The organism is Mariniflexile sp. (assembly GCF_041583155.1).
In the GTDB taxonomy this organism is placed as follows: Bacteria; Bacteroidota; Bacteroidia; order Flavobacteriales; family Flavobacteriaceae; genus Mariniflexile.
On record NZ_JBFHGK010000010.1, the window covers coordinates 18,960 to 45,760 of the forward strand.

General features: G+C 31.4%; 25 protein-coding genes. 3 read left to right on the forward strand and 22 right to left on the reverse strand.

Going from position 1 to position 26,801, the window contains the following annotated elements; translation table 11 throughout:
- Positions 1-35: 35 nt before the first annotated feature.
- The 3 genes from ABYI63_RS05360 to ruvC are packed head-to-tail and all read right to left on the reverse strand — an operon-like array spanning position 36 to position 2,484.
- Positions 36-782 (reverse strand): cyclase family protein, encoded by a 747-nt coding sequence (locus ABYI63_RS05360; protein WP_372754224.1) that lies wholly within the window; start codon positions 780-782, stop codon positions 36-38.
- Positions 779-1,930, reverse strand: coding sequence for a radical SAM family heme chaperone HemW (gene hemW / locus ABYI63_RS05365; protein ID WP_372754226.1), 1,152 nt, complete (start codon positions 1,928-1,930; stop codon positions 779-781). The genes ABYI63_RS05360 and hemW overlap by 4 nt, the downstream gene beginning before the upstream one ends.
- Complete coding sequence (gene ruvC / locus ABYI63_RS05370) at positions 1,930-2,484, reverse strand: crossover junction endodeoxyribonuclease RuvC (RefSeq protein ID WP_372754228.1); 555 nt, start codon at positions 2,482-2,484, stop codon at positions 1,930-1,932. Before ruvC ends, hemW begins: the two co-directional genes overlap by 1 nt.
- Positions 2,485-2,611: 127 nt before the next feature.
- On the opposite strand from ruvC, the gene ABYI63_RS05375 reads away from it, so the two are divergent.
- Together ABYI63_RS05375 and ABYI63_RS05380 are read left to right on the forward strand one after the other, a co-directional pair.
- Entirely contained in the window at positions 2,612-3,535 is a 924-nt protein-coding gene (locus tag ABYI63_RS05375) for a lysylphosphatidylglycerol synthase domain-containing protein (protein ID WP_372754230.1), read from the forward strand.
- Positions 3,532-4,671: a glycosyltransferase gene (locus ABYI63_RS05380; protein ID WP_372754232.1), complete on the forward strand. Its 1,140-nt coding sequence runs from the start codon at positions 3,532-3,534 to the stop codon at positions 4,669-4,671. Before ABYI63_RS05375 ends, ABYI63_RS05380 begins: the two co-directional genes overlap by 4 nt.
- Before the next feature lies 1 nt (position 4,672).
- Here ABYI63_RS05380 and ABYI63_RS05385 read toward each other — a convergent pair whose 3' ends face one another.
- From ABYI63_RS05385 to ABYI63_RS05405, 5 genes are all read right to left on the reverse strand, one after another.
- The gene (locus tag ABYI63_RS05385; protein ID WP_372754234.1) at positions 4,673-5,149 is read right to left on the reverse strand and encodes a hypothetical protein; all 477 of its coding nucleotides are present in this window, start codon (positions 5,147-5,149) and stop codon (positions 4,673-4,675) included.
- Between the two features lie 350 nt (positions 5,150-5,499).
- On the reverse strand, positions 5,500-6,174 hold the full coding sequence (locus ABYI63_RS05390; protein ID WP_372754236.1) for a response regulator: 675 nt from the start codon (positions 6,172-6,174) through the stop codon (positions 5,500-5,502).
- A gap of 8 nt (positions 6,175-6,182) precedes the next feature.
- Positions 6,183-8,024: a tetratricopeptide repeat protein gene (locus ABYI63_RS05395; RefSeq protein ID WP_372754238.1), complete on the reverse strand. Its 1,842-nt coding sequence runs from the start codon at positions 8,022-8,024 to the stop codon at positions 6,183-6,185.
- Between the two features lie 109 nt (positions 8,025-8,133).
- Positions 8,134-8,280 (reverse strand): hypothetical protein, encoded by a 147-nt coding sequence (locus ABYI63_RS05400; protein ID WP_372754240.1) that lies wholly within the window; start codon positions 8,278-8,280, stop codon positions 8,134-8,136.
- Between the two features lie 354 nt (positions 8,281-8,634).
- Positions 8,635-9,642: a LacI family DNA-binding transcriptional regulator gene (locus tag ABYI63_RS05405; protein ID WP_372754242.1), complete on the reverse strand. Its 1,008-nt coding sequence runs from the start codon at positions 9,640-9,642 to the stop codon at positions 8,635-8,637.
- Between the two features lie 166 nt (positions 9,643-9,808).
- On the opposite strand from ABYI63_RS05405, the gene ABYI63_RS05410 reads away from it, so the two are divergent.
- Positions 9,809-10,615: an HAD family hydrolase gene (locus ABYI63_RS05410; RefSeq protein WP_372754244.1), complete on the forward strand. Its 807-nt coding sequence runs from the start codon at positions 9,809-9,811 to the stop codon at positions 10,613-10,615.
- A 69-nt stretch (positions 10,616-10,684) separates the two neighbouring features.
- Here ABYI63_RS05410 and ABYI63_RS05415 read toward each other — a convergent pair whose 3' ends face one another.
- The 14 genes from ABYI63_RS05415 to ABYI63_RS05480 form a co-directional block, all read right to left on the reverse strand.
- On the reverse strand, positions 10,685-10,825 hold the full coding sequence (locus ABYI63_RS05415) for a DUF5679 domain-containing protein (RefSeq protein WP_308993201.1): 141 nt from the start codon (positions 10,823-10,825) through the stop codon (positions 10,685-10,687).
- A gap of 256 nt (positions 10,826-11,081) precedes the next feature.
- A complete protein-coding gene (locus ABYI63_RS05420; protein WP_372754247.1) occupies positions 11,082-11,540 on the reverse strand; it encodes a response regulator in 459 nt (152 codons plus the stop codon).
- Positions 11,537-13,399: a PAS domain S-box protein gene (locus ABYI63_RS05425; protein WP_372754249.1), complete on the reverse strand. Its 1,863-nt coding sequence runs from the start codon at positions 13,397-13,399 to the stop codon at positions 11,537-11,539. The genes ABYI63_RS05420 and ABYI63_RS05425 overlap by 4 nt, the downstream gene beginning before the upstream one ends.
- A 153-nt stretch (positions 13,400-13,552) precedes the next feature.
- Positions 13,553-13,954, reverse strand: coding sequence for a PAS domain-containing protein (locus ABYI63_RS05430; RefSeq protein WP_372754251.1), 402 nt, complete (start codon positions 13,952-13,954; stop codon positions 13,553-13,555).
- 1 nt (position 13,955) lies between these two features.
- A complete protein-coding gene (locus ABYI63_RS05435) occupies positions 13,956-14,363 on the reverse strand; it encodes a hypothetical protein (protein WP_372754253.1) in 408 nt (135 codons plus the stop codon).
- Positions 14,363-14,776 carry a hypothetical protein gene (locus tag ABYI63_RS05440; RefSeq protein WP_372754255.1) on the reverse strand — a complete coding sequence of 138 codons (414 nt, stop codon included), beginning with the start codon at positions 14,774-14,776 and terminating at the stop codon, positions 14,363-14,365. The genes ABYI63_RS05435 and ABYI63_RS05440 overlap by 1 nt, the downstream gene beginning before the upstream one ends.
- Positions 14,777-15,264: 488 nt before the next feature.
- Positions 15,265-16,272, reverse strand: coding sequence for a hypothetical protein (locus ABYI63_RS05445; protein WP_372754257.1), 1,008 nt, complete (start codon positions 16,270-16,272; stop codon positions 15,265-15,267).
- Positions 16,273-16,284: 12 nt separating this feature from the next.
- On the reverse strand, positions 16,285-18,243 hold the full coding sequence (locus tag ABYI63_RS05450; RefSeq protein WP_372754259.1) for a T9SS type A sorting domain-containing protein: 1,959 nt from the start codon (positions 18,241-18,243) through the stop codon (positions 16,285-16,287).
- Between the two features lie 178 nt (positions 18,244-18,421).
- Positions 18,422-20,032, reverse strand: coding sequence for a PAS domain S-box protein (locus tag ABYI63_RS05455; protein ID WP_372754261.1), 1,611 nt, complete (start codon positions 20,030-20,032; stop codon positions 18,422-18,424).
- A gap of 512 nt (positions 20,033-20,544) precedes the next feature.
- Positions 20,545-22,134, reverse strand: a complete 1,590-nt coding sequence (locus ABYI63_RS05460) for a PAS domain S-box protein (RefSeq protein WP_372754263.1) — start codon at positions 22,132-22,134, stop codon at positions 20,545-20,547.
- 67 nt (positions 22,135-22,201) lie between these two features.
- Positions 22,202-22,591, reverse strand: a complete 390-nt coding sequence (locus ABYI63_RS05465; protein WP_372754265.1) for a PAS domain-containing protein — start codon at positions 22,589-22,591, stop codon at positions 22,202-22,204.
- Positions 22,581-23,003, reverse strand: coding sequence for an FHA domain-containing protein (locus ABYI63_RS05470; protein WP_372754267.1), 423 nt, complete (start codon positions 23,001-23,003; stop codon positions 22,581-22,583). The genes ABYI63_RS05465 and ABYI63_RS05470 overlap by 11 nt, the downstream gene beginning before the upstream one ends.
- Positions 23,000-23,419: a hypothetical protein gene (locus ABYI63_RS05475; protein WP_372754269.1), complete on the reverse strand. Its 420-nt coding sequence runs from the start codon at positions 23,417-23,419 to the stop codon at positions 23,000-23,002. The genes ABYI63_RS05470 and ABYI63_RS05475 overlap by 4 nt, the downstream gene beginning before the upstream one ends.
- 189 nt (positions 23,420-23,608) lie before the next feature.
- Positions 23,609-26,578, reverse strand: a complete 2,970-nt coding sequence (locus tag ABYI63_RS05480; RefSeq protein ID WP_372754271.1) for a PAS domain S-box protein — start codon at positions 26,576-26,578, stop codon at positions 23,609-23,611.
- Positions 26,579-26,801: the final 223 nt, after the last annotated feature.

Here is a 26,801-nt window from a genome sequence, read left to right on the forward strand (position 1 = left end):
GCATATAAAAAATTAAAAAAAATATTTTTATCACACTACAAAATTTTATACAACACAGGCTTACTGGGTGTTGCATCATTTTCAAAAGGCGCTATTTGGAGATTTAATATATAGCTGCCATCATCAATTTTATTGGAAACATAAATAAGTTCTGTTATGGTACAATCCAAGCGCTGGTTATCTTCGTAGTCCCAAAACGCTTTATGCGCCAACAAAGTTCCTCCATCGCGTTCTCTATCCACGCTTGGCAAATCAATTAGAACATGTTTAATGCCTTTTTCGCGAATAAACACCATGGCTTCTTCGGTAATGTACGTCCAGTTGGTGTGCGAGTAATGTCGCTTTTTTTTCTCTTTAGTATTAGGCATGGTTCTAATAACCAAAGCTTCGGGAGTATTGTTCTTTAAAAGTAATTCAATTTGTTTTTTTGAAATGATAGTATCTTTCATATACTTCTCTCCTGCCACCGAAATTACTTCGGCAGTAAAAAAAAACTGTTTTAAATTTTTATTTACAGAATGAAACGCCTTTGTAATATGACCGATACATTCGGTGTGGGTGCCATGCGCATGGGGGTTAAAATAAATATTATTAAAATTTACAGCAGCTCCAGCTTTTACACTACCAACCCAATCTTCATTTATTACAGGTTCAATTTTAGGATCGTCCAAATACCATGCGTTTACATTAGTATCTGAAGCGCGCATTGGCATTGAAATATCAAGAGGTTTAGATAAATCTATTCTAATTTTTTTTGATTTATGTTGAATCGTTGCAATCAATACAAATTAATTTTAAACAAGTCTGAGGCGATGCCATCACTTAAAAACTTAGCCTTTTTTGTGACTAGCAATTTACCTTCATCAATATACAAAAAATCATTTTTTAAATGCGAATCGGCTTGCTCTAAAAGATAGTCTTTATACATTTTTCCGAAATCCTGCTCAATTTTCTCTAAAGAAACACCCCAAACGGTTCGTAAACCCGTCATAACATACTCATTGTATTTATCTGTAACAGAAAGTACTTCAATTTCTATTGGAAGTATATTTTGGGCTAAAGAAGCTATATATTTTGAATTATTTCGAACATTCCAACTACGCTCATAACCATTAAAGGAATGTGCTGAAGGGCCAATGCCCAAATACGGTTTCCCTTGCCAATATGCTGAATTGTTCTTACTAAAATAATTGGGTTTTCCGAAGTTCGATACTTCATATTGAACGAAACCAGACGCTTCTAATTTTTCAATTAACAAATGAAATTGTTCTTGAGCCAAATCATCATCCACATTTTTTATAACGCCTTTTTTTATAAAGGAATCTAAAGCTGTTTTAGGCTCTACGGTTAAGGCATAACTTGAAATGTGTGGTATATTAAAGCTTAAAACCGTCTCTATATTTTTTAGCCAATTTGCGTTTGTTAAACCTGGAATGCCATAAATTAAATCGATGGAAATATTATCGAAATGTTTGGTCGCTTCTAGCAAACACGCTTTTGCTTCATCAGCATTGTGAGCCCGATTCATGAGTTTTAAATCGGTTTCGAAGAAAGATTGAATCCCGATGCTTAATCTGTTTATTCCAATTTTTAGGTAATCTTCAAAAATAGTTCTCGACTGGGCTCGAACCGACACTAAATCATCCGGATTAGCTTCTAAGGTAATTTCAGGGTTTTCTTTAACTTTATAATGTTTGTAAACCGTATTTATTACTAATTCTAATTCATCAATAGTTAATAAAGAAGGGGTTCCGCCACCAAAATAAATGGTTTCCACCGGTTGGTTTTTGAATTCGTCTTTCCGAAGTTTTAACTCTTTAACCAAGGCAGTAACCAATTCACTTTTCTTTTTTAATGATGTTGAAAAATGAAAATCGCAGTAATAACATGCTTGTTTGCAAAATGGGATATGAATATAAATTCCTGCCATTATTTCTTTACCCTAGCTTCATTCTGTTTCACAAAAGCATCCCAACCCGAATAACTTTTACCAACCTCAATTCTGCCTTCATTATAAAAATGACATACGGCTGCTGCCAAACCATCGGTAGCATCAAGGTTTTTAGGCAAGGTTTTTAAACCTAACAAACTTTGAAGCATTTTGGCAACTTGTTCCTTACTGGCATTTCCATTTCCGGTAATTGCCATTTTTATTTTTTTAGGTGAATATTCTGTAATTGGCACTTCCCTACTTAATCCTGCAGCCATAGCAACCCCTTGCGCACGCCCAAGCTTCAACATACTTTGCACGTTTTTACCAAAAAATGGTGCTTCTATGGCAATTTCATCGGGGTGATGCGTATCAATTAATTCGATAGTGCGTTCAAAAATAAGTTTTAACTTTAAGTAATGGTCGTCGTACTTTTTTAAATCAAGTTCATTCAATTGCAAAAAACTCATGGTTTTTCCAACAACTTTAATAAGTCCGAACCCCATTATGGTTGTTCCTGGATCTATTCCTAATATAATTTTTTCTTTACTCATTTTTCAAAGCAACTTTAAAACCAATATAAACCTCCGAACAAATGATATGATATTATAATATTAGTTTAATTTGCATTTTAAGTTTATGCTATACCAGTTGCCATACAAAACTAATCAATTCTTTTTTGTGCTTATTAAAATAAGCATTGTTGTTCTGGCTTTTTATTTTATCTACATCAAACTGACTACTAATAGCGATTTAGAATTTTCAAATTTCACGGAATTTCTAAGCAAAAACAACCTTATTTCATTAAAAAACATCATTGTTTTATTGCTTTTAAGCAGTTGCAATTGGTTATTTGAAATATTAAAATGGCAAAAATTAGTATCCTCCATAAAAGTCATTTCCTTTAAAAATGCTTTAGAACAAACTTTGGGCTCGCTAACAGCTTCGTTATTTACACCAAACCGTATTGGCGAATATGGTGTAAAAGCCATGTATTACACCAAAGACCTCAGAAAACGTATTATGCTAATTAACCTTATTAGTAACTTACAGCAAATGAGTATAACAAGTGTTATAGGCAGCATAGGATGCTATTTATTTATTACTAAATATCAAATAACTATCAATTATTTCAACTTATTAAATACGGCTATCTTAAGTTTAATGATAGTTGGAGTTTTGGTGTTCCTAATTCGAAAAACAAAAGTTACAAAAGGCATTTTTGCAAGCAAGATTCAACGGTTTATTACGGAGTTTCCAAAAAACATAATGGTATTTGGTATTTTGTTATCCTTTTTAAGATACTTGGTTTTTTCATTTCAATTTTACTATTTACTAAACCTTTTCGGAATAGAAATCGCCTACTTTCATGCCATGACACTTATTACTACCATGTATTTATTAGCCTCTATTATCCCATCCATTTTTATTTTTGATGTGGTAATAAAAGGTGGTTTGGCTGTTTATTTATTTAGTTTTATTGGCATGAACACCATAACCATTTTAAGCATAGTCTCAATTATGTGGCTTTTTAATTTTGTAGTTCCAAGTATTTTTGGAAGCTATTTTGTATTAAAATTTAACCTTCCTGAAGTCAGCGCATGATATTAACCAGTATTATAATTACCATTTGTTATCTTATTTTAATTGGAAGCTTTGCCTTTGGGTTTGATAAAATAAAGGTTTTTAAATTAGAAGATATCCCTGCCAAAACAAAATTTTCAATTATTATTCCTTTTAGAAATGAAGCCGAAAATTTGCCCGCTTTGTTGAAATCTATCCTTGCTTTAAATTATCAAAAGGCATTGTTTGAAGTTATTTTTGTGGATGATGACTCTGAAGATAATTCGGTTGAAATTATTGAAAACTATATAAATGAAAGGCCCTTCAACCAGGCTGATGGTGACATTCGTATTATTTCCAATGAGCGCAAAACGAATTCACCAAAAAAAGACGCCATTACTACCGCTATTGCACAGGCCAAATATGAATGGATTATCACCACCGATTCCGATTGTTTATTACCCAACTATTGGCTGGATAGTTTTGATGAATTCATTCAGAAGAACGATGTAAACTGCATTGCAGCTCCAGTTACTTATCTTGAGAAAGCTAACTTTTTGAATAAGTTTCAAGTATTAGACCTCTTGAGTTTGCAAGGTACGACCATTGGCGGTTTTGGCATTAAAAAACCGTTTTTATGTAATGGTGCCAATTTCGCTTACAAAAAATTGTTGTTTATAGCATTAAATGGATTTGAAGGCAATACAAATACAGCCAGTGGCGACGATATTTTTCTACTAGAAAAAGCTGCTAAATTGTATCCAGAACAACTTCATTATTTAAAATGTGAACATGCTATTGTTTTAACCCACGCACAGCCCAAATTAGAATCGCTAATAAGCCAACGTGTACGTTGGGCAGCTAAAACAGGGAATTACAACAATTGGTTTGGAAAATTAACAGGCTTAATTGTTTTATTGGAAAATGCACTTATAATCGCTTTGTTGCTGCTTACAGTTATAGGTAATTTTAACCTAAAAGCATTTTTATATATTCTGATAATTAAAATTAATATCGATTTCTTTTTAATTTACAAATCGGCCATATTCTTTAATCAGAAAGGAGTCTTAAGAAGTTTTATATTGGCCTTTTTAGCCTATCCATTTTTTACAATGTATGTGGTGTTCACATCATTATTTTCAAGTTACAAATGGAAAGGACGCCATTTTAAAAAATAGCTTAATTAGCTTGAATAATAACAGGCAATTCAAATTCTGTTTTAACTTGTTGGCCACGTTTTATAGCAGGAAACACTTTGGGTAGAGAATCTAAACTTGAATGAATTAAGGCCTCTAGATTCGGTATTTCTTTAGTAATTGTACTATCCACTTCAATTTTTAAAAGAGATAAAACACCCGTTTCAGACACTTGAAATTTTAAATGAATTGTATCTGAAACATCGCGGGTTACCACGATCGATTTACTTTGTAAATGATCTAAAATATGTGTGGTTAACTTATTAGTAAAACACAAGGTTTTTTCCTCTTTACGTTCAATAGAATCGCAATCGGAAAATGAAGGATATTCATCCACATCATTCCAATTAAAGGTTTTTAATTCCTCAGTTAGAATGGCTTCAGATGATGTTTTTTTCACATTAAAATATTCGCAAGATACAAGCGACAAGACAACTATTATAACGTAAATTTGCTTCATATTAGAAAACTATGGCCGAAAAATACGATTTTTTTGGTTTTTGGTCATGAACTATTTTTAAAAATTGTTTTTTACATCAGATACTGAACAAAAAGAAGAAACCCTATGGGTCTCTCACCTCCATAGGGTTTATGTAAATTGCTATTATCAACAAAAAAATTGAGGGATTACAAATTTTTAGAAGTGTTGACGTAACAAAGATAGGCAATCTTAATCCAATTGAATTACGGGTTTCCCGTAACAGATTTACGGGTTAAATAGCAATTGCAGTTATAGCAAGGCTTTCCGAGGGTCGGAAAATTGAAAAAAAACAAAATTAAAGTTCCAAAAATACGTAAGCTCTTACTTTATTAAACAAATCCTTTATTTCTTGCGATACTTACAAGTGTTTCATCTTGACCGTCTTGTACCTCAAAAATATCTCTTAGCTGCTTTTTTCGTTTTTCAATAGCACTTAAAGACAGATCTAAATGTGATGCTAAATTTTTGGTTTTCACTCCTTGTGATAACAGATGAAGTATCCTTCTATTCTTTTCGTCTATAACAATATCACTGGTAATTGCTTTTCTTATAAAACTATTTACAGTTCCACTATAAAATGGTGGATTATTAAGTACGGCTTGAAATGCACTTGCTAATTCGCTTGAAGTTAAATCACTTTTAATTAAAAAACCTTCCGGATCGATGGTTTTAATAATGTTATGAATTCTGAAGGATTCATTAAACATAGTTAATATTATAATTTTGGCTTTGGGCAATATTTTACGAGCATAAGATGCAAGATCTTCACCTGAAGTCATTAAACCATCAGTTGATGGTGGTAAACTAATATCAACAAATAAGACATTGTAAGGAATTTGTCTTTCTACAGATTTGTCCATAAACGCAATGGCTTCATCGCAATTATTTGCAATATCTATTTCTAAAATCTGACTTTCTTTTTTGGTAAACTGCAATGTGTTTTGATAACCCTCAATAATCATTGGATGGTCATCAATCATTAAAATTTTAATTTTTTGGTTCATACTAGAGATTATATAATTGGGACTTGAATAGTAACCGTTGTACCAGCATCCTTTTCAGATTTTATACTTATTATGCCATTTATTTCCTTTATTCTGGAGTTCATGTTTTTTAAACCAATACCGGACTTGGCTTTATTTACATCGAAACCAGAGCCATTATCCGTTAATGTAAGCCAAATTACATTATTTTTTAATTTAAAACTAATATTAACCTGTGTAGCATTGGCATGTTTATAGATATTATGTAAGGATTCTTGAATAATTCGATATATATGTATTTTCTTCTTATTTGAAACTTCATCCCAACTTATAGAGTCATCTCTATCTAAATTACATTGAAAGTTATAGATTACGCTTTGTGTTTCAACCAATGTTTTAATAATATCGATAAACCCAGAACCTGAAACAAAATCGGTATTTAATTCATGAGATACTTTTCTAATATCATCTTCAATAGTTTTAAGCTCAACAATATATTGTTCTCTTGTTTTTATGGCTTCTGCCGAACTACTCATGTTTAAACTATCTAAACTCAGTCTGGTTCCGAAAAGGCGGCCTAAAACACCATCATGAAGCTCTTCTGAAATGCGCTTTTTCTCTAAAGTTCGGGCCTCTTCAACTCTTTCATTTTGAGAAAGCATTAAGTTGTAAATTTCTTCGTTAGTTTCTTGCTGCTGCTGAATAAACTTCAACTCCTTATTTTTATTTCTCTGATTAATAACTATATACAATAAAAACGATGCAAAAATAATCACCACAGAAATAATCAAAAGCCATAAACGCTCTTTCGCAATTTGCACATTTTCTTGTTCTATTTGGTTTGTTTCAAAACGAATTCTGGCAAACTTATTCCTTATCGCACGTTCATTTTTTTGTAAACTATCATTTAAACGAATGTATGCCTTTAAATGCTCAACGGCTTTATCGCCTTGCTCTATTTTTGAAAGCAATAACAGCGATTTCAATAAATCATCGTTATGATATTTCTCAGAAATATTTTTAGCCACATATGCATAATATTTGGCCAGATCTTTATTATTCTTATCATTAAAATATTCTGCTAAATGTTGATTAATTATTATGGAATTATAACCTCTATAATCGATACTATCACTAATTTTTAAGGCTTTAAAATACAATTCTGGTAGTTCTTTGTGGTTTCCGGAAAGGTATAGGGTGTGTGCATAATTATCCAAAACCAGTGCGTACATCCTTTGGTGATCCTTTATGAAATCAGTATCCGATAAAATTTGATTGTAGTAGTTTATTGCTAAATCAAATTGCTTGGCATTCTTATAGGTATTACCAATATTATTTTTTGAAACGTTTATAGTTTCCTGATTATCACCTTTTAAACTTTCTTTTAATTTTAAAGCCCTTTTATGATATTTAACCGATTCATCATATTGTTCCAATTCTTTAAAAACAATACCTAAATTATTATAAATAAAAGACTTATAAACCGAAACTTCCTTTGTTTCATACAACGATTCTAAAATGGATAGAGCCTCTACCGAAGATACTTCACTACCAATAAAATCTTTTTCATTTTTTTGTATAACTGCAATTCCGTACAAGGTTAATGCTAACTCGTATTTAGAATTTAATTTTTTAAATATTTTTTCTGCCTTGTGGTAATAATAAAAAGCACTGTCGGCATATGGAGTTGCTTTTCTGTAAAATTCGGCAATGGTGTAGTTTGCTCCCGCTATTGCCGTAGAATCTTGCTCTGCATCATTAACAATTGTTAATCTTAATGAATCTATTTTTTTAAAAGTATAATTTTCCTGACCAAAGGAATAACTAGAAAAGTATAAAATTGTTACTATATAAAATACTTTAAATTTCAATAGGGGAATAATTAAGGATTCCCTCAAAAGTATTTATAATTTTGTTATAAAAAAAGCTCTTTACATTTCAGTAAAGAGCTTTTGTAAGGTAAAAACATTCTATTTTTTTTTATTCATCAATATCACCACCTGTAAAAAGAACATTTTCAGTTTCTGGAGATTGTAAAACATCGTCCTCGTTTAAATCTTGTTTAGTACAAGAAGTGAATGATGCGAAAATAACTGCTACAATTAGTGTAATTTTTAGGGCTTTCATAATTATTTGATTTTAGGGTTGAATTATTATTTTTTACTTTTTACTATTAAATACAAAACGATAACGAAGATTTTGTAAATCCAAAACCTGTGTTAGAGGGAAAAAAATGGATAATTAACTAAAATCGAATGCATAAAAAAACGCACAGACTTTTAAAAATACTTAATTGAGGGAATATGACTTTTCAGTCGAAAAATGGATTAATTCTCCTTAATATGCCGAGGGAATTTATGGCTTATTAGGAGCAGCTAAAATATTATAAAAACGCATATAAACAAAGTAAAACGCTAAAATACTTCATTTATTCGACAAAATACACTATTTTGTAAACCAAATCTGAATTTATGGTTGAAATTACCTTAAAGTTGACTTGTTTTTAATTAATGTTGTTTTAACTATTTTAGTTTTAACATCTATTTCAACCGATTTATTTTGAAGCCTATTAATAAGCATTTGCGCAGCATTTGCACCAATTTCTTTTGCATGCTGGCGAATGGTTGTAAGTTGTGGAATGGTATGATAGGAATCCGACTTACTGGCATAACCAATAACCGAAATATTTTTTGGCACTTTTAAACCTAGCTTTAATGCTGTATTTATAGCAATAATTCCCGAGGAACTATCGGCAGCAATAACACCATCAATCGTTGGATTTTTCTTGAAGAAAGACATGATTTTTTTTTGGTGATCATCCTTTTTCTTAATTTTCAAAATTAAAGGTTCTCCTCCCGAGGTATCAAAAATAGCCTTTTTATAACCGCGTTCTCTTAGTTTGCCTACACTCAAGCCATCCAAAGTAGTTATAAAAGCAATTTTTGCTCTTTTTTCTTGAAACAGTGTTTTCGTTGCGTTATAAGTTGCATCAAAATCATCTACAATTACCTTATCACATAGCACATCGTGTGCCACACGATCAAACATTACAATAGGCAACCCTTGACTTATAGTTCTTTTAAAATGATCAATTTCATTTTTAACTTGAGTTTCTTCTGCCAACGATAAAATAAACCCATCAACACTACCATTTGCCAAAAAACGCAAACTTTCCTTTTCCTGTTCTAACGATTCATTAGAAATACAAGTAATAATATTATAACCATACTTAGAAGCCTCTCTTTCTATACCAAAAAGCACCTTGGCCAAAAAATGATTTAAAATATCCGGAATTATAACACCAATAGTTTTAGTCGCATTTTGTTTCAAACTAAGCGCTACTTTATTGGGTTTGTAATGATATAACTCGGCAAGTTCTTTAACACGCTTAATGGTTTCCTCACCAATTTCCTCGCTATTATTTAAAGCTTTAGAAACTGTAGAAATTGAAACATTTAACTCTTTTGCTAATTGCTTTAAGGTAACCATACTTTGCTGATGTGTGAATTTAATTTTTACGCAATTTACAAAAATAGATGCATCAAAATAATAGTAAAGAAAATATAGACCACTTTTTTCATGAAAAACAAATAGATTACATTAAACTAACATATATTAAATTTTAGAATAGTATTTTTGTACATCAATTTTCTGTATGAATTTTTCAAAAATAAAATTAGTAGTTTCCGATATGGATGGCACTTTGCTTAACCCAAAAAGCGAAGTTAGCTTTCGGTTTTTTAATCAATTTAGCGAGCTAAAAAAACGAAATATTCATTTTGTTGCCGCGAGTGGGCGTCAATACCAAAGTATTATAGAAAAATTAAACCCTATAAAGGATGAGATTTCTATTATTGCAGAAAATGGTGGCATGATGAAACATGGTAATAAAGAACATGTTTTGTTAACTCTAACTCGAGAAAATAGATTAAAAGCTATAGATATACTTCGATCAATATCAAATGCTTACATTGTTTTGTGTGGAAGAAAATCGGCTTATATTGAGACCACTGATATTGACTTTGTTTCAAAATTCAACAACTATTATTCTGAATACACTGTAGTTGAAGACTTAACAAAAGTTGAAGACGATGAATTTTTAAAAATTGCTGTTTACCATTTTGAAAGTTCAGAACAACATATTTTACCACATATAAATGGGTTAAAACAAAGTATGCAAGTTATTGTATCTGGCAAAAATTGGTTAGATATTTCGCATACAGATTCCAATAAAGCTTATGCGCTTAGCATGCTTCAAAAACAAATGGGAGTTACTAAAGAAGAAACTATGGTTTTTGGAGATTATAATAACGATTTACAAATGCTGGAATTAGCAGATTTTAGCTTTGCAATGGAAAACGCCCATGAAGACGTAAAAAAAATAGCGCGTTATAAAACTAAAAGTAACGCAGAAGAAGGCGTTGAGTTGATATTAGACCAACTTATTAACTACAAAATATAATAAAGCACAAGTTTTTTTATACAAAATCAAAACCTGTGCTTTATTAAAAAATCAACTAGACTTATAAGATTATTTACCTAAAATTCTAAACATTCCAGTACCGCAAGTTGGGCATTTGCCTTTCATTGCTTTTCTTCCGTTTTTCATAGTAACTTCAGCTGCATCTTTTATTTCTTTTTTGTCTTTACACTTTACGCAATATCCTTCCATGATTAATTGGTTTTATATTTTTAAATAATTATTTATAAATGTAAGTTTTATTCCAAGTGCGTGCAAGTAAAAAATCAAGATTATCCATATTTTTTTTAAAAATTCCCTCTTAACTTTGATTTTATAAGCACAAAGGCTCAAATTACAGCAATAGCAAGCATTTTACAGGCGATTTTAGGGTAAAAAACAGCAATGAGTAAAAACTTTATTTCCTTTATAAAAAACTACAAAATTAAAGAAATTCCCCAGCAAAAGCTTACATGCATTTTTTTAACACTGGCGTTTTAGGAACCTTGTTTACTTCAGAATTAACGGTAATTACTTCATGAAACTTTTCAATAGTTAAAGACTTATTTATAAAACCTGAACATAATGAATACGACTTAGCTTTATTCAAATCTTTTAAAGACAAGGAGGATGACAGCATATATATTTTTAAATTTTTAGTCTCTACAGAATTCATTTTACTTAACTTATCCAAAAATTCAAAACCATTACACTCTGGCATATTAATATCTAGAAACAGAACGTTGGGTCTAGTTAAGTGGTTTAAATTATTTTTCCGTAGAGAAATTTGGAGATACTCCAAAGCAGACAACGGATTTTGATAATAAATCACTCTCAGATTCTCATCATATTTTTCTATTATTTTTTTTGAGACAAATAAATCAATTTTATTGTCGTCCACTAACATTACATTTTTAATTGGTATCATGCTGTTTTTACGTATTTAGTTTTATTTAATTTAATTTTGAAACAAGTTCCCTCATTTACTTTACTATTAACTCTAATTACTCCTTTTAAATCTTCAACTATATTTTTTACAATGTATAGCCCTAGCCCAAACCCAGGCGTTTCTTCAATATTTTCTCTATAGTATAAGTTGAATATTTTTGATAAATTCTTTTTTAAAACACCTATACCATTATCGCAAATTTCAATTTTTATGGTATTTTGACTCTCTTTAACCTGGATTGAAATTTTAGGTTTTCGTGAATAATTATTGGGAACTCGGTATTTAATGGCATTTTGTATTAGGTTTAAAAACAAAGACTTTATTAACTCTGGGCTGGAATAATACTCAATAGCATCTTCTACAGCTATTTCAAAATCTATAGCACAATAACTTTCAAAGACATTTAATGATTTTAAAACATCGGAAACAATTTCAGTAAAATTGATAGCTACAACATTTTTTTTTCTTTCTGAAATTTCAGATGCTAATATTAAACTATCTACTAAACCTTTTCCTCTAATTAATGTTAGGTCGAGCATTGAAGTTAAATTAAGCACCTCATCATTCACTTCTTCCTGTTTTATAAGATTTAACAATCCTTCTGCGGATGATAATGGTGCTTTTAAGTCGTGTGACGATTTATACAAAAACAACTCTAACTCCTTTGTTTTGCTCTTCAATTTGCTTTCTAACTTCTTTTGTTTGGTAATATCTTGCATCATGGCACAATAAAAAACAGCGCCATCATTTTCCCATTTACTAAGCCTGCATTCTACGATGCATTCGGATCCGTTTTTTTTCAATCCCTTCATTTCAATCATCTCGCTGCTTGCAAAATCCTCAAGGTCTTTTACCGCATTAAACATTTTAATAAGGCTCGTTTTTTTGTTTGGGTTTGCTATTAATTTTGTTAGATACTCTCCCATCACTTCTTTTTCAGAATAACCAAAAACACGTTCTGCACAATGGTTCCATTCGGTAATTCTCCCTGCTTCATTTACCACTACAAGAATACCAGCGTTCATGTTTTTAAAAAGGGCATGATACTTTGCTTCCCGTTCCATTAAATTTTTATTAACCTTACTTAAATCCCTAACTTCCTGGGTTGATATGGTGGCAGAAACCACAACCCCTCTATTATTGATTACTGGACCGATTTGTGATACAAAAATGGTATTTACACCTTCCGAGCTCACTCCTACAGTTTCGAATTGATCTGGCTTACCTGTCTCAAAAACATCTTTTATAATATGCTTAACCATATCATGAAAAATGGGCGTAATGAAACTATAAAAACTATAACCTTCCACCTCAGCGGGACTTAAATTGCGAAACCCTTGACTAGAGTATGTTATTTCTCCAAAAGAATTGATTGTAAAAGCAGACTTTGCAATGCTATTGGGATAAGATTCAGATTTGACTTCATTACTATTAATATTAGCAAAAACATCGGATTTAGGCTCTACATCAAAATAAAACCCAATGAACCTATCAATGTCTCCTTTACTGTTCTTTCCAGGCAAAATGGTTACTTCCAACTTATACAACTTACCAGAATTTATAACACCTGAAAGCAAACCTTTCCAAATTTTACCACTTCTAATAGTCTTCCACATCTCTTTGTAAACGGGGTTAGCATGGTGTTCAGACATAAAAATGGGGTTTAATTCACCACAAATTCGTTTTTCAGCAATTTCAACAAGATCGCAAAATTTATTATTCGCATATATAACTCTACCCATAGTATCGGTAATAGCCATACTAGCCTGATTTTCTAGAAAATCATTTAAAATGTTTTCTGAATTATCTCTCCAAACCCGCTGCTTAATTAATTTCATTTACTCTAAAAATTGATGTTAAAAAAACGTCTTTATTGCCTGATAATCTTTGATTTAAATCATATTTAGACAAACTAGACAAAAAAATATTTACCAATACTATTTATGTTCGCTTTACTTTTAAATACTCCTCTAAAGGACTAACTAACTTTGTTAAGTTAATTCAATGTTCAGTTCCGACACATCTACATACATGGATACAAAACTTTCTATTTTTCCTTTGCTATCTTTTATAGGTATTATTGTTGTTTGTAAACTAAACATTTCGCCTGTTTTAGATTTATTTTTAATCACACCACTCCAAACAAATCCATTTTTTATGGTTTCCCATAAATTTTTATAAAAACTATCTTTATGCCTTTTTAATGAAAACAAACTATTTATAACCCCTAAAAGTTCCTGTTCTTCATAACCAGTAATTTTACAGAAGTGATTGTTAGCATACACAATGCGTCCGTAGGAATCCGATACCGAAATAGGTAAATTTGTATTTATAAATTGTGAAATAGCCAACTCAGATTTAGCACGCCACTTAAAATCTTTTTTTGAATCCATTTTATTGATGTTTTATTTTTGCGGCATATTCCGAAGCCTCGTTATAATTCTCGAAAATTTTGAATGGTTTAATAGGTTCATAAATCCTTTTGTAAGTAGCAATTAACAATTTCATCTTTAAAGAGTTTACCAAAAAGACTTCACACAAACAGGCTTTTTTATGAACCTCACTATTAGACAATTTAATGGCAGCTGCTCGCAAAAAAGTACCCTTGGTATTTCTAAAATCTATTAGAAAGGGCATACTTTTACCTTTACACAAATCATTAATAACCTTTAAATAAGTGTCAATTGTACTCTCTTCCAAGTATTTGTTTTCATCAGGATTGTAAATTTCACAAAACAAAACATCGTCTTCTATCCAAAACTTAGACTGTTCTATTTCTATAATATCGCTTTTATCAGTCATTATTGTTCTGAATTAAATATGTAATTAGTTTTTAAAGAATAATGAACTGCTTTTTCGAAAGAACAAAATATTCTATTAGGTATTATAGGGTCGGGAATGAGGTTAAAAATGGCTAAACCAAATTTTGTAGCGAATGAACTTACCACAAAAGATTTAGACAGCACTATTGTTTTAAGCTCCAAATTCCTGGAAAGTTTTTTTACTACGGAAAACACATAACCATCACCAAGATTTCTGAGATCTATTACTAATGGATAATACCGCCCATTTGATAATTTGTCAATTACACTGAAGTAATCTTTTAAATTTTCCGTATTAAAATTATTAACAGACTCTTTTTGCATGAACCGGCAAAAAACCACTCCACTGTCTAGCCAAAATTCTGCATTCCCACATTTAACTTTTTTGCTCATAACTATTTGAATTACAAACTAAAAGACAATTGATGTGCCAAAGTATGCCAAACACAAAAGAAACAATTTCAAGTGTCTGATTTTCAGTTATATATGTTTTTTAAGCAAAAACACAGACATAAAAAAAGTCACGGTATATCGTGACTTTTTTTGATGTAAAATTTTGAAATAACGGTATTCCGTGAGTGTTACTTCCTAATAATCAGTACATTTCAAAATAAAATTATAAAGCTTCATTAGAAAATAATCCAAAAAAAAAGCTACCCTTTATAGGACAGCTTATATTATAATTTTACTTTTCTAATTCTAGTTAAAAAATTGGGTTTCCTTAATTGCTATAAAATGTAATTTAAAATACCATATAAAATCTAAATTCATTAGTATTAGTAAAATTACGACAAGAAAGATAGTTATATTTACTTTCAATAAAATACAACTAGCAACACCCTATTAGCAGGTTTCATTTGGAATTATAATATTATAATTTGCTATTTGGCATACTCCGTTCTACTACCATCACTATCAATTTCATAATGAAAATCAATTTCCAACAAAGCAACATAGTCGTTAAAAGTATCACTAGCATTTGTAGTATACCTATAAAGCCTACACATTAACATACTAGAAATTTCTTTACCAGTACCATCAATGGCCCCTAAAGGAGTGATAGCATGCTCATACGCACTAACCGAACCTCCATTTGAAGGCACCAAAGTACTTCCGCTTACAGTTGTAGTATTTGGAAACACAGCACCAACATTAGTCCATGTATACTCTAAAGCCCAAACAACAGTATTTGACCCGACATCCGACTTGGAGGACCAATGCACATGCGGATAAATGGTTGATCCTTCTTTCCACCCATGAGGCAATTGAACACTAAAAACCACGGAAGGCTCTTTATTGTAAGGAAAAAATAGCGCGGCGGTATTATCTTTAAACACGTCGTATTCAACATCGGTAATATCTGTTTTCTTTATTTGAACCGTATTTACTGGTACTTTTAAATCATCAAACCTTGTAGCAGTACCTTCAAAACTCAAAGACCCATCACTTCCTATATAAGTATTATTAGTACCGTCTCCAAATCTGGTATTTCCTGCGTCGTCAATTGTCATTCGTTCACTACCGTTCGTAGTGAAGCGTATTTTATCATCATCGGGCGTTTTTTCAACTTCAATTCTTGTATCACCTTCTTCGTTTACCATTTTATCTGGTGCGTTATCAGATAGCTCTGTCCAACTAGTTTTATAGAACCAAAAACTTTGCGTAGTGGTATCAAAAACTAACAAACCTGTTACCGGACTCGCAATGGCCATTCTTTGAGTTGAATCCATTCTAGGAATAAGAATTCCTTTTGAAGAAGACTGAATATCTAGCATAGATGAACTATCCGGGCTATTTGTACCAATACCCACTTGTGATTTAACGGAATAAGTGATAAAAAAACAAGCGATTAGTGCGCATTTGAAAATTAAAGTATAAATGCTTTTCATTTTAATAATTTTTTAATTGGCTATTTTAAAGGTTTTGCTTCCCTCGTTTGAATGTACTACAACTAAATACACACCTTGAGAATGCTGTAATGGAATTTCAATTTGTTCTTTATTTAATACTTCATTTTTAAGTTCAACAACATACTGACCTAACATATTGTATACCAACACATTATTTAACCTTAAAAGCTTTTTATTGTTTACTACTATCGTATTATCTTTATAATAAACTTGTATATTTTCTTCTATACTCGATTTTATGCTCAGCGCATGTTCTGGAATAAACACCAATTCAAAACGACCATTATAAACTCCTGATGGCAGGCTAAGTTCAAGGCTCGCATCTTTTAAATTATAGGTTTTATTTAACACATTATCCTTAATGTAAACGGGATCTGGAAAATTCTCTACCGCGTCTAGCATGATTGTATGAATTCCTGATTCTTTAATTATTAAACTCAAAGGAAACTTATATGAAGCGTCATAACTTCCAACGCCTTGAATTATATATTTTTTCGAAAAATCATTATCTATTATAAAGAACAAATCATTATCTCGTGTAGTGGAAGGAATCGCATCATAACCTAGGTTAACACCTAAATCTGCCGTTGTTCCTGGCAAAAATCCCAGCAATAGTTGCCTATGATAGCCTTCAGGACTATTATAACCAATTCTTATATATTTTTTATCTGTATCCGCAACCTTTTCATTTTTTTGGCCAGTAGTTTTATAAAAACTTGAAATAACACCGTCTTCTGTTTTAAATACGCGTTGCGAATTACTAAAAACAACATTTCCATTAGAAATAGCGTCAATAAAAAACCCTTGAGCAACTGCAATATAGCGTTTGGGAATCACCCCTGAAGAGGTACCCAGCCCTGATATTGTACTAATTAATGATGGCGCCACACCTCCAGTTAAATTATAAACAGCATACCCACCTTGGTAATCGGCCAAATAATGCGAAGTTGAACCGCCATCAACCCAAAATTGTATATTATCAAAAACACTAAGATTATCTGCTATTAATTTATTAGCATCAATAGCCGAAGGATATGGGTTACCAAATAATGCACTTTGCCCTGATAGTATTGGAAATGTTATATCACCATTATTAGGAACACCTTTAAAAACATAATTTTGACCAACTACACCAGACCCTTTTATTGAAAATCCATATCCAGGATTAATAGCTGTGCTGCTCGTAATTTGTTTCCACCCATAGTAACTATTACTATTTTGCGGGAACATATATAACCATCTAGTATTTACTGTAAGAGGTGTAACTACGTTACCACTGCCATTTAAAACAGATGATGCACCATTGTAAGGCGAACCAGAATTAAATAAAATTTGTTGGGGTGAAAATGGACTTAAACCTGCATCTGTACCATCATACAAGCCACCATATAATGAAAAAGTACCAGTATTATTAGTAGTTGGAGACGACATATAATTATAAGCATAACCGTTTGAAGTTCCTTGTTGATCTTTTAATAAACTTCCTGAAATAACCGTATTTGTATTGGCCCCTATCTGTTTTTGAACTAATTGAGAATTGCCTGCTAAACGCAAATCTCCATTTACCAAATTTAAATTTTTGGTTACTACAACACCTATATTATCTGCTACATAAACCCCTTTTTTAGACGCTCCATAAACATCAACTTCTAAATTATAAAACTGAATACTATCGCGTGTCCCACTTATATTTAAAACGTCATTTGCCAAACTTTTAAAATAGGTTGTTCCAGAAGCAGAGGACGCCACACCATTATTAACAAAATTGTCATTAAAATATAGATCTACATCATTTACATGAATCCCTGTTGATTGATTTACATATGCATTTTCAAAATACACCGAAGTTGATGGTGATATTTTTAAAGTTCCTTCGTTTACAATTTGCGCAAAAGTAGAATTCGAGATTACTAAGCAAAGGCAATAAAACGCCAAAATTTTTATATTCATAACCAATACCCTATTTGGTTGTTGCTACATATAAAGTTAAAATTCCGGACGGGTTATTTACATGACATTTATCATGTTTGACTATATATTGTGTTTTTTACCCAAGTAAAATGTATTTTATCGATTATTTAATACTATAAACGCTTGAGTATGTTTTTTTCGTACAATATATTTAGGTCTAGAAGTTTCTTAATAACTTGGCAGTAAATCCATCGCTGTTAACATTCTGACTTTCCGAATTAATAATAGGAAAACAGAAAAAGAAGGTACTCCCTTTTCCTATAGCTGAATCAATCCAGATATTACCATCCAATAGCTTAACCAACTTCTTAACTATTGTAAGCCCGATACCTAAACCTTCATGTAGTCTGTTATAAGAATTATTAACCTGCGTGAAGCCTTTAAAAATTAAATCGTAATGCGCTTCTTCAATACCAATTCCTGTGTCAGAAACAAAAAATGTAATATAAACTTTACCATCTTCCTGACACACGTTGAACCCTAAGTTTACATCACCATTTTCTGAAAATTTAAACGCATTTTTTAAGAGGTTTATTAAAATGTGTTTTAGTTTCAACTCATCAATATAAATGGTAATATGTTTATATTCTGAAGGAATTTTTAGATTAAATTTTATATGGTTTTTTCCTATTGTATTTTGATAGTCTTTCATTAGCAAATAAACATCATCAAACAAATCAGCTAAACCAATTTTTTTATTATGAATTTTCACTTTGCCCGATTCAATTAAGGAAATATTAAATAAGTCTTCAATAAGTTTAAGTAAATGTTCCCCATTTTTATGAATAATTTGGTTGTATTCCAAAATCTCATTCATAGGCGAATCGGCATCTATAAGTCCAGATAATCCTATTATAGCATTAAGGGGTGTTCTAAGTTCGTGAGACATAGTTGCCAAAAACTCCGACTTTAATTTATCCGATTCTCTGCCTTTTTCTATAGCTGCTTCAAGTTCTGCTATATATTTAATCCTTTTAGAAATATCATGTTGAATTCCCAAATACCCAATAACGTTATTGCCACTATCCAAGATAGGATCTATAGTACTTTCCAAGTCAATTAAACTACCATCCTTCCTTTTGTTTTGATAATGGGACATTTTAAAACTTTTCTTGTTTTTAAGGGTTTGCCAAAGCAACTTAAAACGATCGTCATCGTTGCATCCCTTTAAAACTCGAGGGGTAAACCGTCCTATAACTTCACAAGCAGTATAACCGTAGGTTTTTGTGAATTGCGGGTTCACGTAGGTTATGATGCCATCAGGATCTGTCATTATAACGATGTCGTTTGAATTTTTCATTGCCAAATCCAATTTTCTCAACAAAAATTCATTAGACTTGCGTTCCGTTATATCCCTAATCCCAAAAACAAAATAGGTATTACCTCTTAACTGCCAATCAGAAAAAGAAAGTTCTACAGGAATTTCTTTACCATCTTTTCGTATGGCTAATAATTCAAAGTTTTTTGCAATATGTTTGCGGTGCCCTTGAGTAAAATAACCTTGTAGAATTTGGCGTTTTATTTCAAACTTATTTGATATAATTTCAAATATACTTTTACCTACAATTTCGTTGGATTGAAACCCCAACATTCTTTCCGCAGCCGGATTCCATGACAAAATAAAACCATCATAATCAACACTAACCATTGCATCCGTTGCATTTTCAACTATAGCCTCATTTAGTTTTTCAGACTTAAGTACTTTTTCTTTAAGTATTTTATTCTCTGCCAAAAGCATTTCAATAGTTTCCTTGTCATTTTTCTCCATCTTTTACTAAATTTTAATTCTACTAAACTTAATGACAAAAAAAACACACGTTACTATTGGGTTAAAAACGTTATCCTTAGGCAATAGAAACTTCAATTAACAAACACAATACGTTTTGCTCACCTTTCGTCATCATTAATTTATAATTTCATCTGACAAAATAACAGCGTTATTAATTGATAGGCATTGACAATTGTCATATTACAGTTTAAATACAATACAGACATGAATTAAAGAAAAGAAAAGCCAATATAAACATTGTTTTTTAACACTAATTAACTCATTAAGCCTCCCACAAATAAAAAAAGCGACCCTTTTACAGACCGCTAATTTTGCTATTAATTAAAAATAATTGAGATATAATTTCGCTATTTACTAAAACCCATACGGGACCAAATTTAAGAACCATAAATGACGGTATTTAACAAAGCATTAATCCGGATATTTCGATTCTTAAAAAACATACCGACAATTGCTTTATTAAATAGTTTAAGGCTTTTATATTTATCCTATTATTTAAAGTCACTCAACAATGTAGTATTGTTTACGTGACTATCAATAACTTGGCATTCCGTGTTCACAACAGGAAAAGAGAAAAAGAAGGTACTTCCATTACCTAATTTTGATTCTATCCAGATATTTCCATCCAATAGTTTCAACAGCTTTTTCACTATAGTTAGCCCAACGCCTATGCCATCATAAATCCTATTATACGAATTATTGACTTGCGTAAAGCCTTTAAAAATTAAATCGTAATGTTCTTGATCTATACCTATTCCTGTGTCATTCACAAAAAAAGTAACAAACTCCTCACCAGCGGTTTCGCGCACATTAAATCCAAAATTAACATCGCCATTTTCCGAAAATTTAAAACCATTTTTTATCAAGTTTATTAAAATATGTTTCAATTTAAAATCATCAGCATATATACGCATATGCTTATATTCATCAGGAATTTTTAAATTGAAATTTATATGAGTCTTCCCTAATTTTTTCTGATGTTCCTTCATTAAAATATAAACTTCATCAAATAAATTAGCCAACTCAAAATGTCTTTTATACACCTTCACTTTACCCGATTCAATTAAGGAAATATTAAATAAGTCTTCAATAAGCTTAAGTAAATGTTCCCCATTTTTATGAATAATTTGGTTGTATTCCAAAATCTCATTCAATGGCGAGTCGGCATCTATAAGTCCAGATAATCCTATTATAGCATTAAGTGGTGTTCTGAGTTCGTGAGACATGGTTGCCAGAAACTCCGATTTTATTCTGTCCGATTCTTTTTCCTTTTCTATAGCTTCCTCTAGTTTAGCCACATATTTAATTCTGCTACTAATATCATGCTGAATCCCCAAATATCCAATAACCTCACCTTCGTCATTAAGAATAGGGTCGATAGTACTCTCTAAATCTATGAAACTGCCATCCTTTTTTCTATTTTGGTAATGGCCCATTTTAAAACTTTTCTTCTCTTTAAGGGTTGCCCAAAGGCTTTCAAACCAATCTGAACCACCAGAAACTTTAAGAATTCTAGGAGTATGCTTCCCGATTACCTCATGAGGTTGGTAACCATAAATTTGCGTAAATTTAGGATTAACATAAGTAATTATTCCATCAAGATTCGTCATTAAAACAATGTCGTTGGAGTTTTTTATTGCCAGATCTAGTTTTTTAATCAAGAAATCATTAGCCTTTCGCTCACTGATATCCCTAAAACCGAAAACAAAATTTCTATTACCATCAAATTGCCAATCTGAAAAAGAAAGTTCTACCGGAAACTCTTCACCGCCTTTTCGAATGGCCATTAATTCAAAGTTTTTTTTGGCAATTTGCTGACCTAAAAGCTGATGTTTTATTTCACTTTTATCGGATATTATTTCATAAATACTTTTATTAATAATTTCACTAGCACTAAATCCAAAAATTCTTTCGGCAGCAGGATTCCAAGACAAAATAACCCCAAGGTGATCCACACTTACCATGGCATCGGTAGAATTTTCAACTATTAATTCATTTAGTCTATTGGACTGAATGGCTTTTTCTTTAAGCGTTTCTATCTCCGCTAAAAGCATTTGCATTGTTTTAAAATCTTCAATCATAATCCGATTTTCTCGCTATAACACATAACTCACTATAACTAATAACTCCATACCGCTGAAATCTGTTTTAGAGCTTCTCTTCAGAAACATCTTTATACATGGACACGAAGCTTTCTACATTGCCTTCACTATTTTTAATTGGTACGATAGTGGTTTCCAAACAAAATAGCTCACCTGATTTTGCCTTGTTAGTTAGTACACCACACCAAACAAAGCCATTTTTTATAGTTTCCCATAAATTTTTATAAAACTCATCATTTTGAAGATTTAAAGAAAACAAGCTATTTACCACTCCTAAAAGTTCATTTTCCTGATATCCGGTTATCTCACAAAATATATTATTAACATAAACAATACGGCCGTAATTGTCGGATACCGATATAGCCATATTTGTTCCAATAAATTGAGATGCGACAAGTTCTGATTTTTCGCACCAATTAAAATCTTTATTCGACATCTTTTTGCTGTTCTTTCACATTCTGCACATATTCCAGAGCATCATTGTAATTATTAAATATTTCAAAGGGAGTAATTGGTTCGTAAATTCTTTTGTAGGACATTATTAGCAATCTTACTTTTAAAGAGTCCACAACAAATGCCTGAGCCAGACACAACTGAATAAGCTTAGTATCGCTAGATAATTTTTTAGCGCCTGATGTTAAAAAAGTACCATGTGTATTTCTTAAATCTATTAAAAATGGCTTTTTTTGACCTTCACATAAATCTATTACAGCTTGCAAATGCTTATCAACTGTTTCTTCACTTAAATTTATGTTCTCATCAGGGTTTCTAATTTTACAAAATAAAACACCAGTTTCGGTCCAAAATTCGGAGCGTTCGAGTTCTATAAAATCATCTTTATTGGTCATATTGATTTTTGGGTATTGAAAACACAATTGGTTTCTAAAGAATACTTTATAGCATTTTCAAGGTTAGTAAATACTTTATTGGGGATAACTGAGTCTTGATTCATGATAAACAAGATTACATTCAGTTTCATAATACAAGAACTCACTACGAATGATTTTGAAAGAATAAAAGAGTTGAGTTCAGGATTTTCAGATAATAATTCAATGGCTAATAATGCGCATTTGTTTTTAAGAGCTCTTAGATCGATAACCAATGGAAAATGGCCATCCTTGGACAAGGTACTTATTGCTTCTAAAAAATCATCTAAAAAATGTACACTAAAATGATCATCGGCTTCATGAGGTATAAATTCACAGAATAGCACCCCTTCATTAAACCAAAATTTAGCTTTTCTACACAGTATCTGTTCACTCATAATTGTAATTCATTTTAAAATTGAATGACAATTGGTGTGCCAAAGCACAACTATGCGCTACACATAATACTTATCTAATTGATTTTTAAATATTTAAGTTTTAATGAGAAAATACAGTGAATTACAGAACTCACGGGATACCGTTATTTTAAACCCTTAATTGACCTAAATTAACGGAATACCGTTATTTTATGAAGGTTTTACTATGTTTAATTTGGTCATTTTATCCCGCAATGTACTTGGTTTTAATTCTAGTAAAACAGCTGCGCCTTTAGGACCACTAATTTTCCAATCGCATTGTTTTAACACCTGAATAATATGATTGCGTTGGGCCGTGTCTAGGGATAAGTTTTTGGTATGACTTGTTATTTTAGTTTTTTGAGATTCGGACTCAAAACCAGGAATTACAAGTGTTTCATTAACCGATAAGATTACAGCTCTTTCTATTAAATTCTCTAATTCTCTAATATTTCCTGGCCAATTATATTCTTTTAACTGGTGCATAGCATCATCAGAAATGAACTTAATATGTTTGGCGTAGGCCTTATTAAATTTATCAACAAAATGTTCTACCAATAGTGGTATATCATCTTTTCGATCTTTCAGTGGAGGTACAACTATAGGAAATACGTTTAATCTAAAATACAAATCTTCCCGAAACCTGTTGTTTTCAATTTCCTTTTTTAAGTTCCTGTTTGTTGCTGCAATAACCCTAACATCCAACTTTTTAGAGATCGAACCTCCAACTACCTCAATTTCACCTTCTTGCAAAAACCGTAAGATTTTTGGCTGCATATCTAATGGCAATTCACCTATTTCATCTAAGAATAAGGTTCCGCCGTCTGCTAATTCAAATTTCCCAATTTTATCACTAAAAGCACCTGTGAACGAACCCTTTTTATGTCCGAATAACTCACTTTCAATTAATTCTCTTGGAATAGCCGAACAGTTAACCTTTATTAACGGCTTGTTATTTCTTAGGCTTATATTATGCACCGCCCTAGCTAACAACTCTTTACCTGTTCCAGATTCACCCAACAACAAAACAGTAGCAGTAGTGGGCGCTACCTTCTCAACCTCGGTAAGTACTTTGCTAAATTGTACACTGCCGTAAACCATTTCTTCGTAGTTAAAGGCTAAATCGATTTCATTTCTTAGATATACATTTTCCTCTTCTAATTGGCTACGAAGAATGTTCAACTCGTTATTAGCTTTCTTTAATTCTTCGTTTGCTTTTGCTATTTCATTTTCTGATAATTTACGAGAGGTTATATCCTGAATGGTACCATAGAAATTTACAGGTATCCCTTCTTTAAAAACAACTTCTCCTAAACCGTGTATCCATTTTAATTCGTTATGGTCTTTAGTAATAATTCGGAACTCTAAATCATATTTTCCTCCGGTTTCTATACACCATTTTAGTGCCTTTTCACTAGCCAGCAAATCATCAGGATGTGTAATTGTCTTCCAAATATCAAATGTAAATTCAGTATTAATCTCAATACCAACAATTTCTTTGAATGAAGTTGAAGTTTCGGCAACTTTAGTTGTTAAATCCAAATTATAACTTCCCACTTTAGCAATACGCTGCGCTTCCGTTAATGATTTTTCACTCTTCAATAACTTCTGTTCAGCCAACCGTTTTTGCGTAACGTCTCTAATAATACAAATTAAATATTTGTCGCCATCATCATCAATAAATCTGGTTTTTTTTGTTGAAATATAAAGGGTTTTACCACCTTTAATGGTAAGGGTTTCTTCGTTTATGTTTTCAACTCCAGTGGCAAGCACTTGTCTATCAATAAACATAAAAGCGTCCTGCTCTTCCGGCGCTACGTCTTCAGCTAGCGTTCTACCAATTATTTGGTCTTTGGTAGCTCCAAACAACTTACAAAAAGCATCATTTACCAACACCATTCGGCTTTCTTCATCTTTTACAAAAAAGGGGTCGCCAATATTATTAAGAAAGCTATCTAATGATTTTTCACTTTTAATTAATAGCTCTTCATTCTTTTTTCGTTCGGTTATATCATCAATAGTTGAAAAGAAGATTTTTGTTTTACCCTTTTTATTTTTTATTACAGAAGTTGTAATCTCAACTGGGAATTTTTCTCCATTTTTACGAACATACACAAACTGATACACCCCTACTTCACCCTTTAACGTAAGTTTAAGAGCGATTTCTAATTTATCGAATGATTCTGGTGCCCAATAAGGAAATGGCGCTTTCAGCCCTATTAATTCTTTTCGTTTATAGCCAAGCATTTTGCATAGCCCAGGATTTACGTCTATAATTTCACCTTTACCGTTAATTACTGTTATTCCTTGGCGCAAGGATTTAATCAGGTTTTCCGCATATATCTTCCCTTCTTTAACCTGTTTTTGAGCCCTAATTCTTTCGGTTACATCATGAAAAAATACTGAAACTCCATCACTAGTAGGTATAATACGATTTTCAAACCAGCAATCCCAGGGCTCATAATATTCCTCTAAAACAAAACTTTGTTGCGTTTCTATAGATTTATAACAATTATTATAAAATGGTTTTCCAACAATGGCTGGAAACTCTGTCCAAATATGTTTGCCTATTAATTCCTCTGGTTTACGCCCTAGCATATTGGCCGCTTTTTTATTCACGTAAGTATAAACCCATTGCTTGTTTAGAGATACAAAACCATCCGTCATATCCTCAATAGAATTAACAATAAAGTTTTGCGCTTTAAAAAGAGCCTCTGTATTTTTTATTAATGCTAACTCTTGTTGCTCTTGGTAATCTGGTAATTTATCTATGTTGTTAATGGAACTTAAAACAAAATCTTCATTATCAACAGAAATTACATACATGGTTAATAAAACATGTATTTCCGTGCCATTTTTAACTCGGATGAAATTTTCATAAGAGACTAACTCCTGTTCGGTTAATAACTTCTCTCTTAGATGTTGCACGCTTTCTTGGCTCATTAAATTAAGCTCCAAAGTTGTTTTACCAAAAACTTCTTCTTGAGAAAAGCCAGTAAACTCTTCCCATGCAGGATTTACGAAGGCATACTTTTTTGTTGTTAAGCTTGAAATTGATTTAGGAATAGGGCTGTTCTGAAACAAATTTGTAAATAAATTTATTTTTTCAAATTTGGAGATGAGGGCATTTGGTTGTTCCATTTTAAACTTAAATTCTAATCTTTCGTAAGATTTATCTAATATAATATTTTTAATTGTAAGAAGAAGAAATAATACAAACAGACGTGCTTTTTTAACTAAAATCTCCAAAAAAAAATAGGAACCATTTTAGCAAAACGATTATTCAATTTTTCAAACTTTTTTCAGCCTTATTGTCAAAAATCTAAACAATTTTATAATTAAAATATGACGGATATCATTAGTA

Excerpts from the sequence above, each read along its gene's own strand:
- hemW (WP_372754226.1), bottom strand. The coding sequence starts at position 1,930 with ATGGCAGGAATTTATATTCATATCCCATTTTGCAAACAAGCATGTTAT.
- ruvC (WP_372754228.1), bottom strand. The coding sequence starts at position 2,484 with ATGAGTAAAGAAAAAATTATATTAGGAATAGATCCAGGAACAACCATA.
- ABYI63_RS05380 (WP_372754232.1), top strand. The coding sequence starts at position 3,532 with ATGATATTAACCAGTATTATAATTACCATTTGTTATCTTATTTTAATT.
- ABYI63_RS05385 (WP_372754234.1), bottom strand. The coding sequence starts at position 5,149 with ATGAAGCAAATTTACGTTATAATAGTTGTCTTGTCGCTTGTATCTTGC.
- ABYI63_RS05390 (WP_372754236.1), bottom strand. The coding sequence starts at position 6,174 with ATGAACCAAAAAATTAAAATTTTAATGATTGATGACCATCCAATGATT.
- ABYI63_RS05400 (WP_372754240.1), bottom strand. The coding sequence starts at position 8,280 with ATGAAAGCCCTAAAAATTACACTAATTGTAGCAGTTATTTTCGCATCA.
- ABYI63_RS05405 (WP_372754242.1), bottom strand. The coding sequence starts at position 9,642 with ATGGTTACCTTAAAGCAATTAGCAAAAGAGTTAAATGTTTCAATTTCT.
- ABYI63_RS05410 (WP_372754244.1), top strand. The coding sequence starts at position 9,809 with ATGAATTTTTCAAAAATAAAATTAGTAGTTTCCGATATGGATGGCACT.
- ABYI63_RS05415 (WP_308993201.1), bottom strand. The coding sequence starts at position 10,825 with ATGGAAGGATATTGCGTAAAGTGTAAAGACAAAAAAGAAATAAAAGAT.
- ABYI63_RS05420 (WP_372754247.1), bottom strand. The coding sequence starts at position 11,540 with ATGATACCAATTAAAAATGTAATGTTAGTGGACGACAATAAAATTGAT.
- ABYI63_RS05425 (WP_372754249.1), bottom strand. The coding sequence starts at position 13,399 with ATGAAATTAATTAAGCAGCGGGTTTGGAGAGATAATTCAGAAAACATT.
- ABYI63_RS05430 (WP_372754251.1), bottom strand. The coding sequence starts at position 13,954 with ATGGATTCAAAAAAAGATTTTAAGTGGCGTGCTAAATCTGAGTTGGCT.
- ABYI63_RS05435 (WP_372754253.1), bottom strand. The coding sequence starts at position 14,363 with ATGACTGATAAAAGCGATATTATAGAAATAGAACAGTCTAAGTTTTGG.
- ABYI63_RS05440 (WP_372754255.1), bottom strand. The coding sequence starts at position 14,776 with ATGAGCAAAAAAGTTAAATGTGGGAATGCAGAATTTTGGCTAGACAGT.
- ABYI63_RS05445 (WP_372754257.1), bottom strand. The coding sequence starts at position 16,272 with ATGAAAAGCATTTATACTTTAATTTTCAAATGCGCACTAATCGCTTGT.
- ABYI63_RS05450 (WP_372754259.1), bottom strand. The coding sequence starts at position 18,243 with ATGAATATAAAAATTTTGGCGTTTTATTGCCTTTGCTTAGTAATCTCG.
- ABYI63_RS05455 (WP_372754261.1), bottom strand. The coding sequence starts at position 20,032 with ATGGAGAAAAATGACAAGGAAACTATTGAAATGCTTTTGGCAGAGAAT.
- ABYI63_RS05460 (WP_372754263.1), bottom strand. The coding sequence starts at position 22,134 with ATGATTGAAGATTTTAAAACAATGCAAATGCTTTTAGCGGAGATAGAA.
- ABYI63_RS05465 (WP_372754265.1), bottom strand. The coding sequence starts at position 22,591 with ATGTCGAATAAAGATTTTAATTGGTGCGAAAAATCAGAACTTGTCGCA.
- ABYI63_RS05470 (WP_372754267.1), bottom strand. The coding sequence starts at position 23,003 with ATGACCAATAAAGATGATTTTATAGAACTCGAACGCTCCGAATTTTGG.
- ABYI63_RS05475 (WP_372754269.1), bottom strand. The coding sequence starts at position 23,419 with ATGAGTGAACAGATACTGTGTAGAAAAGCTAAATTTTGGTTTAATGAA.
- ABYI63_RS05480 (WP_372754271.1), bottom strand. The coding sequence starts at position 26,578 with ATGGAACAACCAAATGCCCTCATCTCCAAATTTGAAAAAATAAATTTA.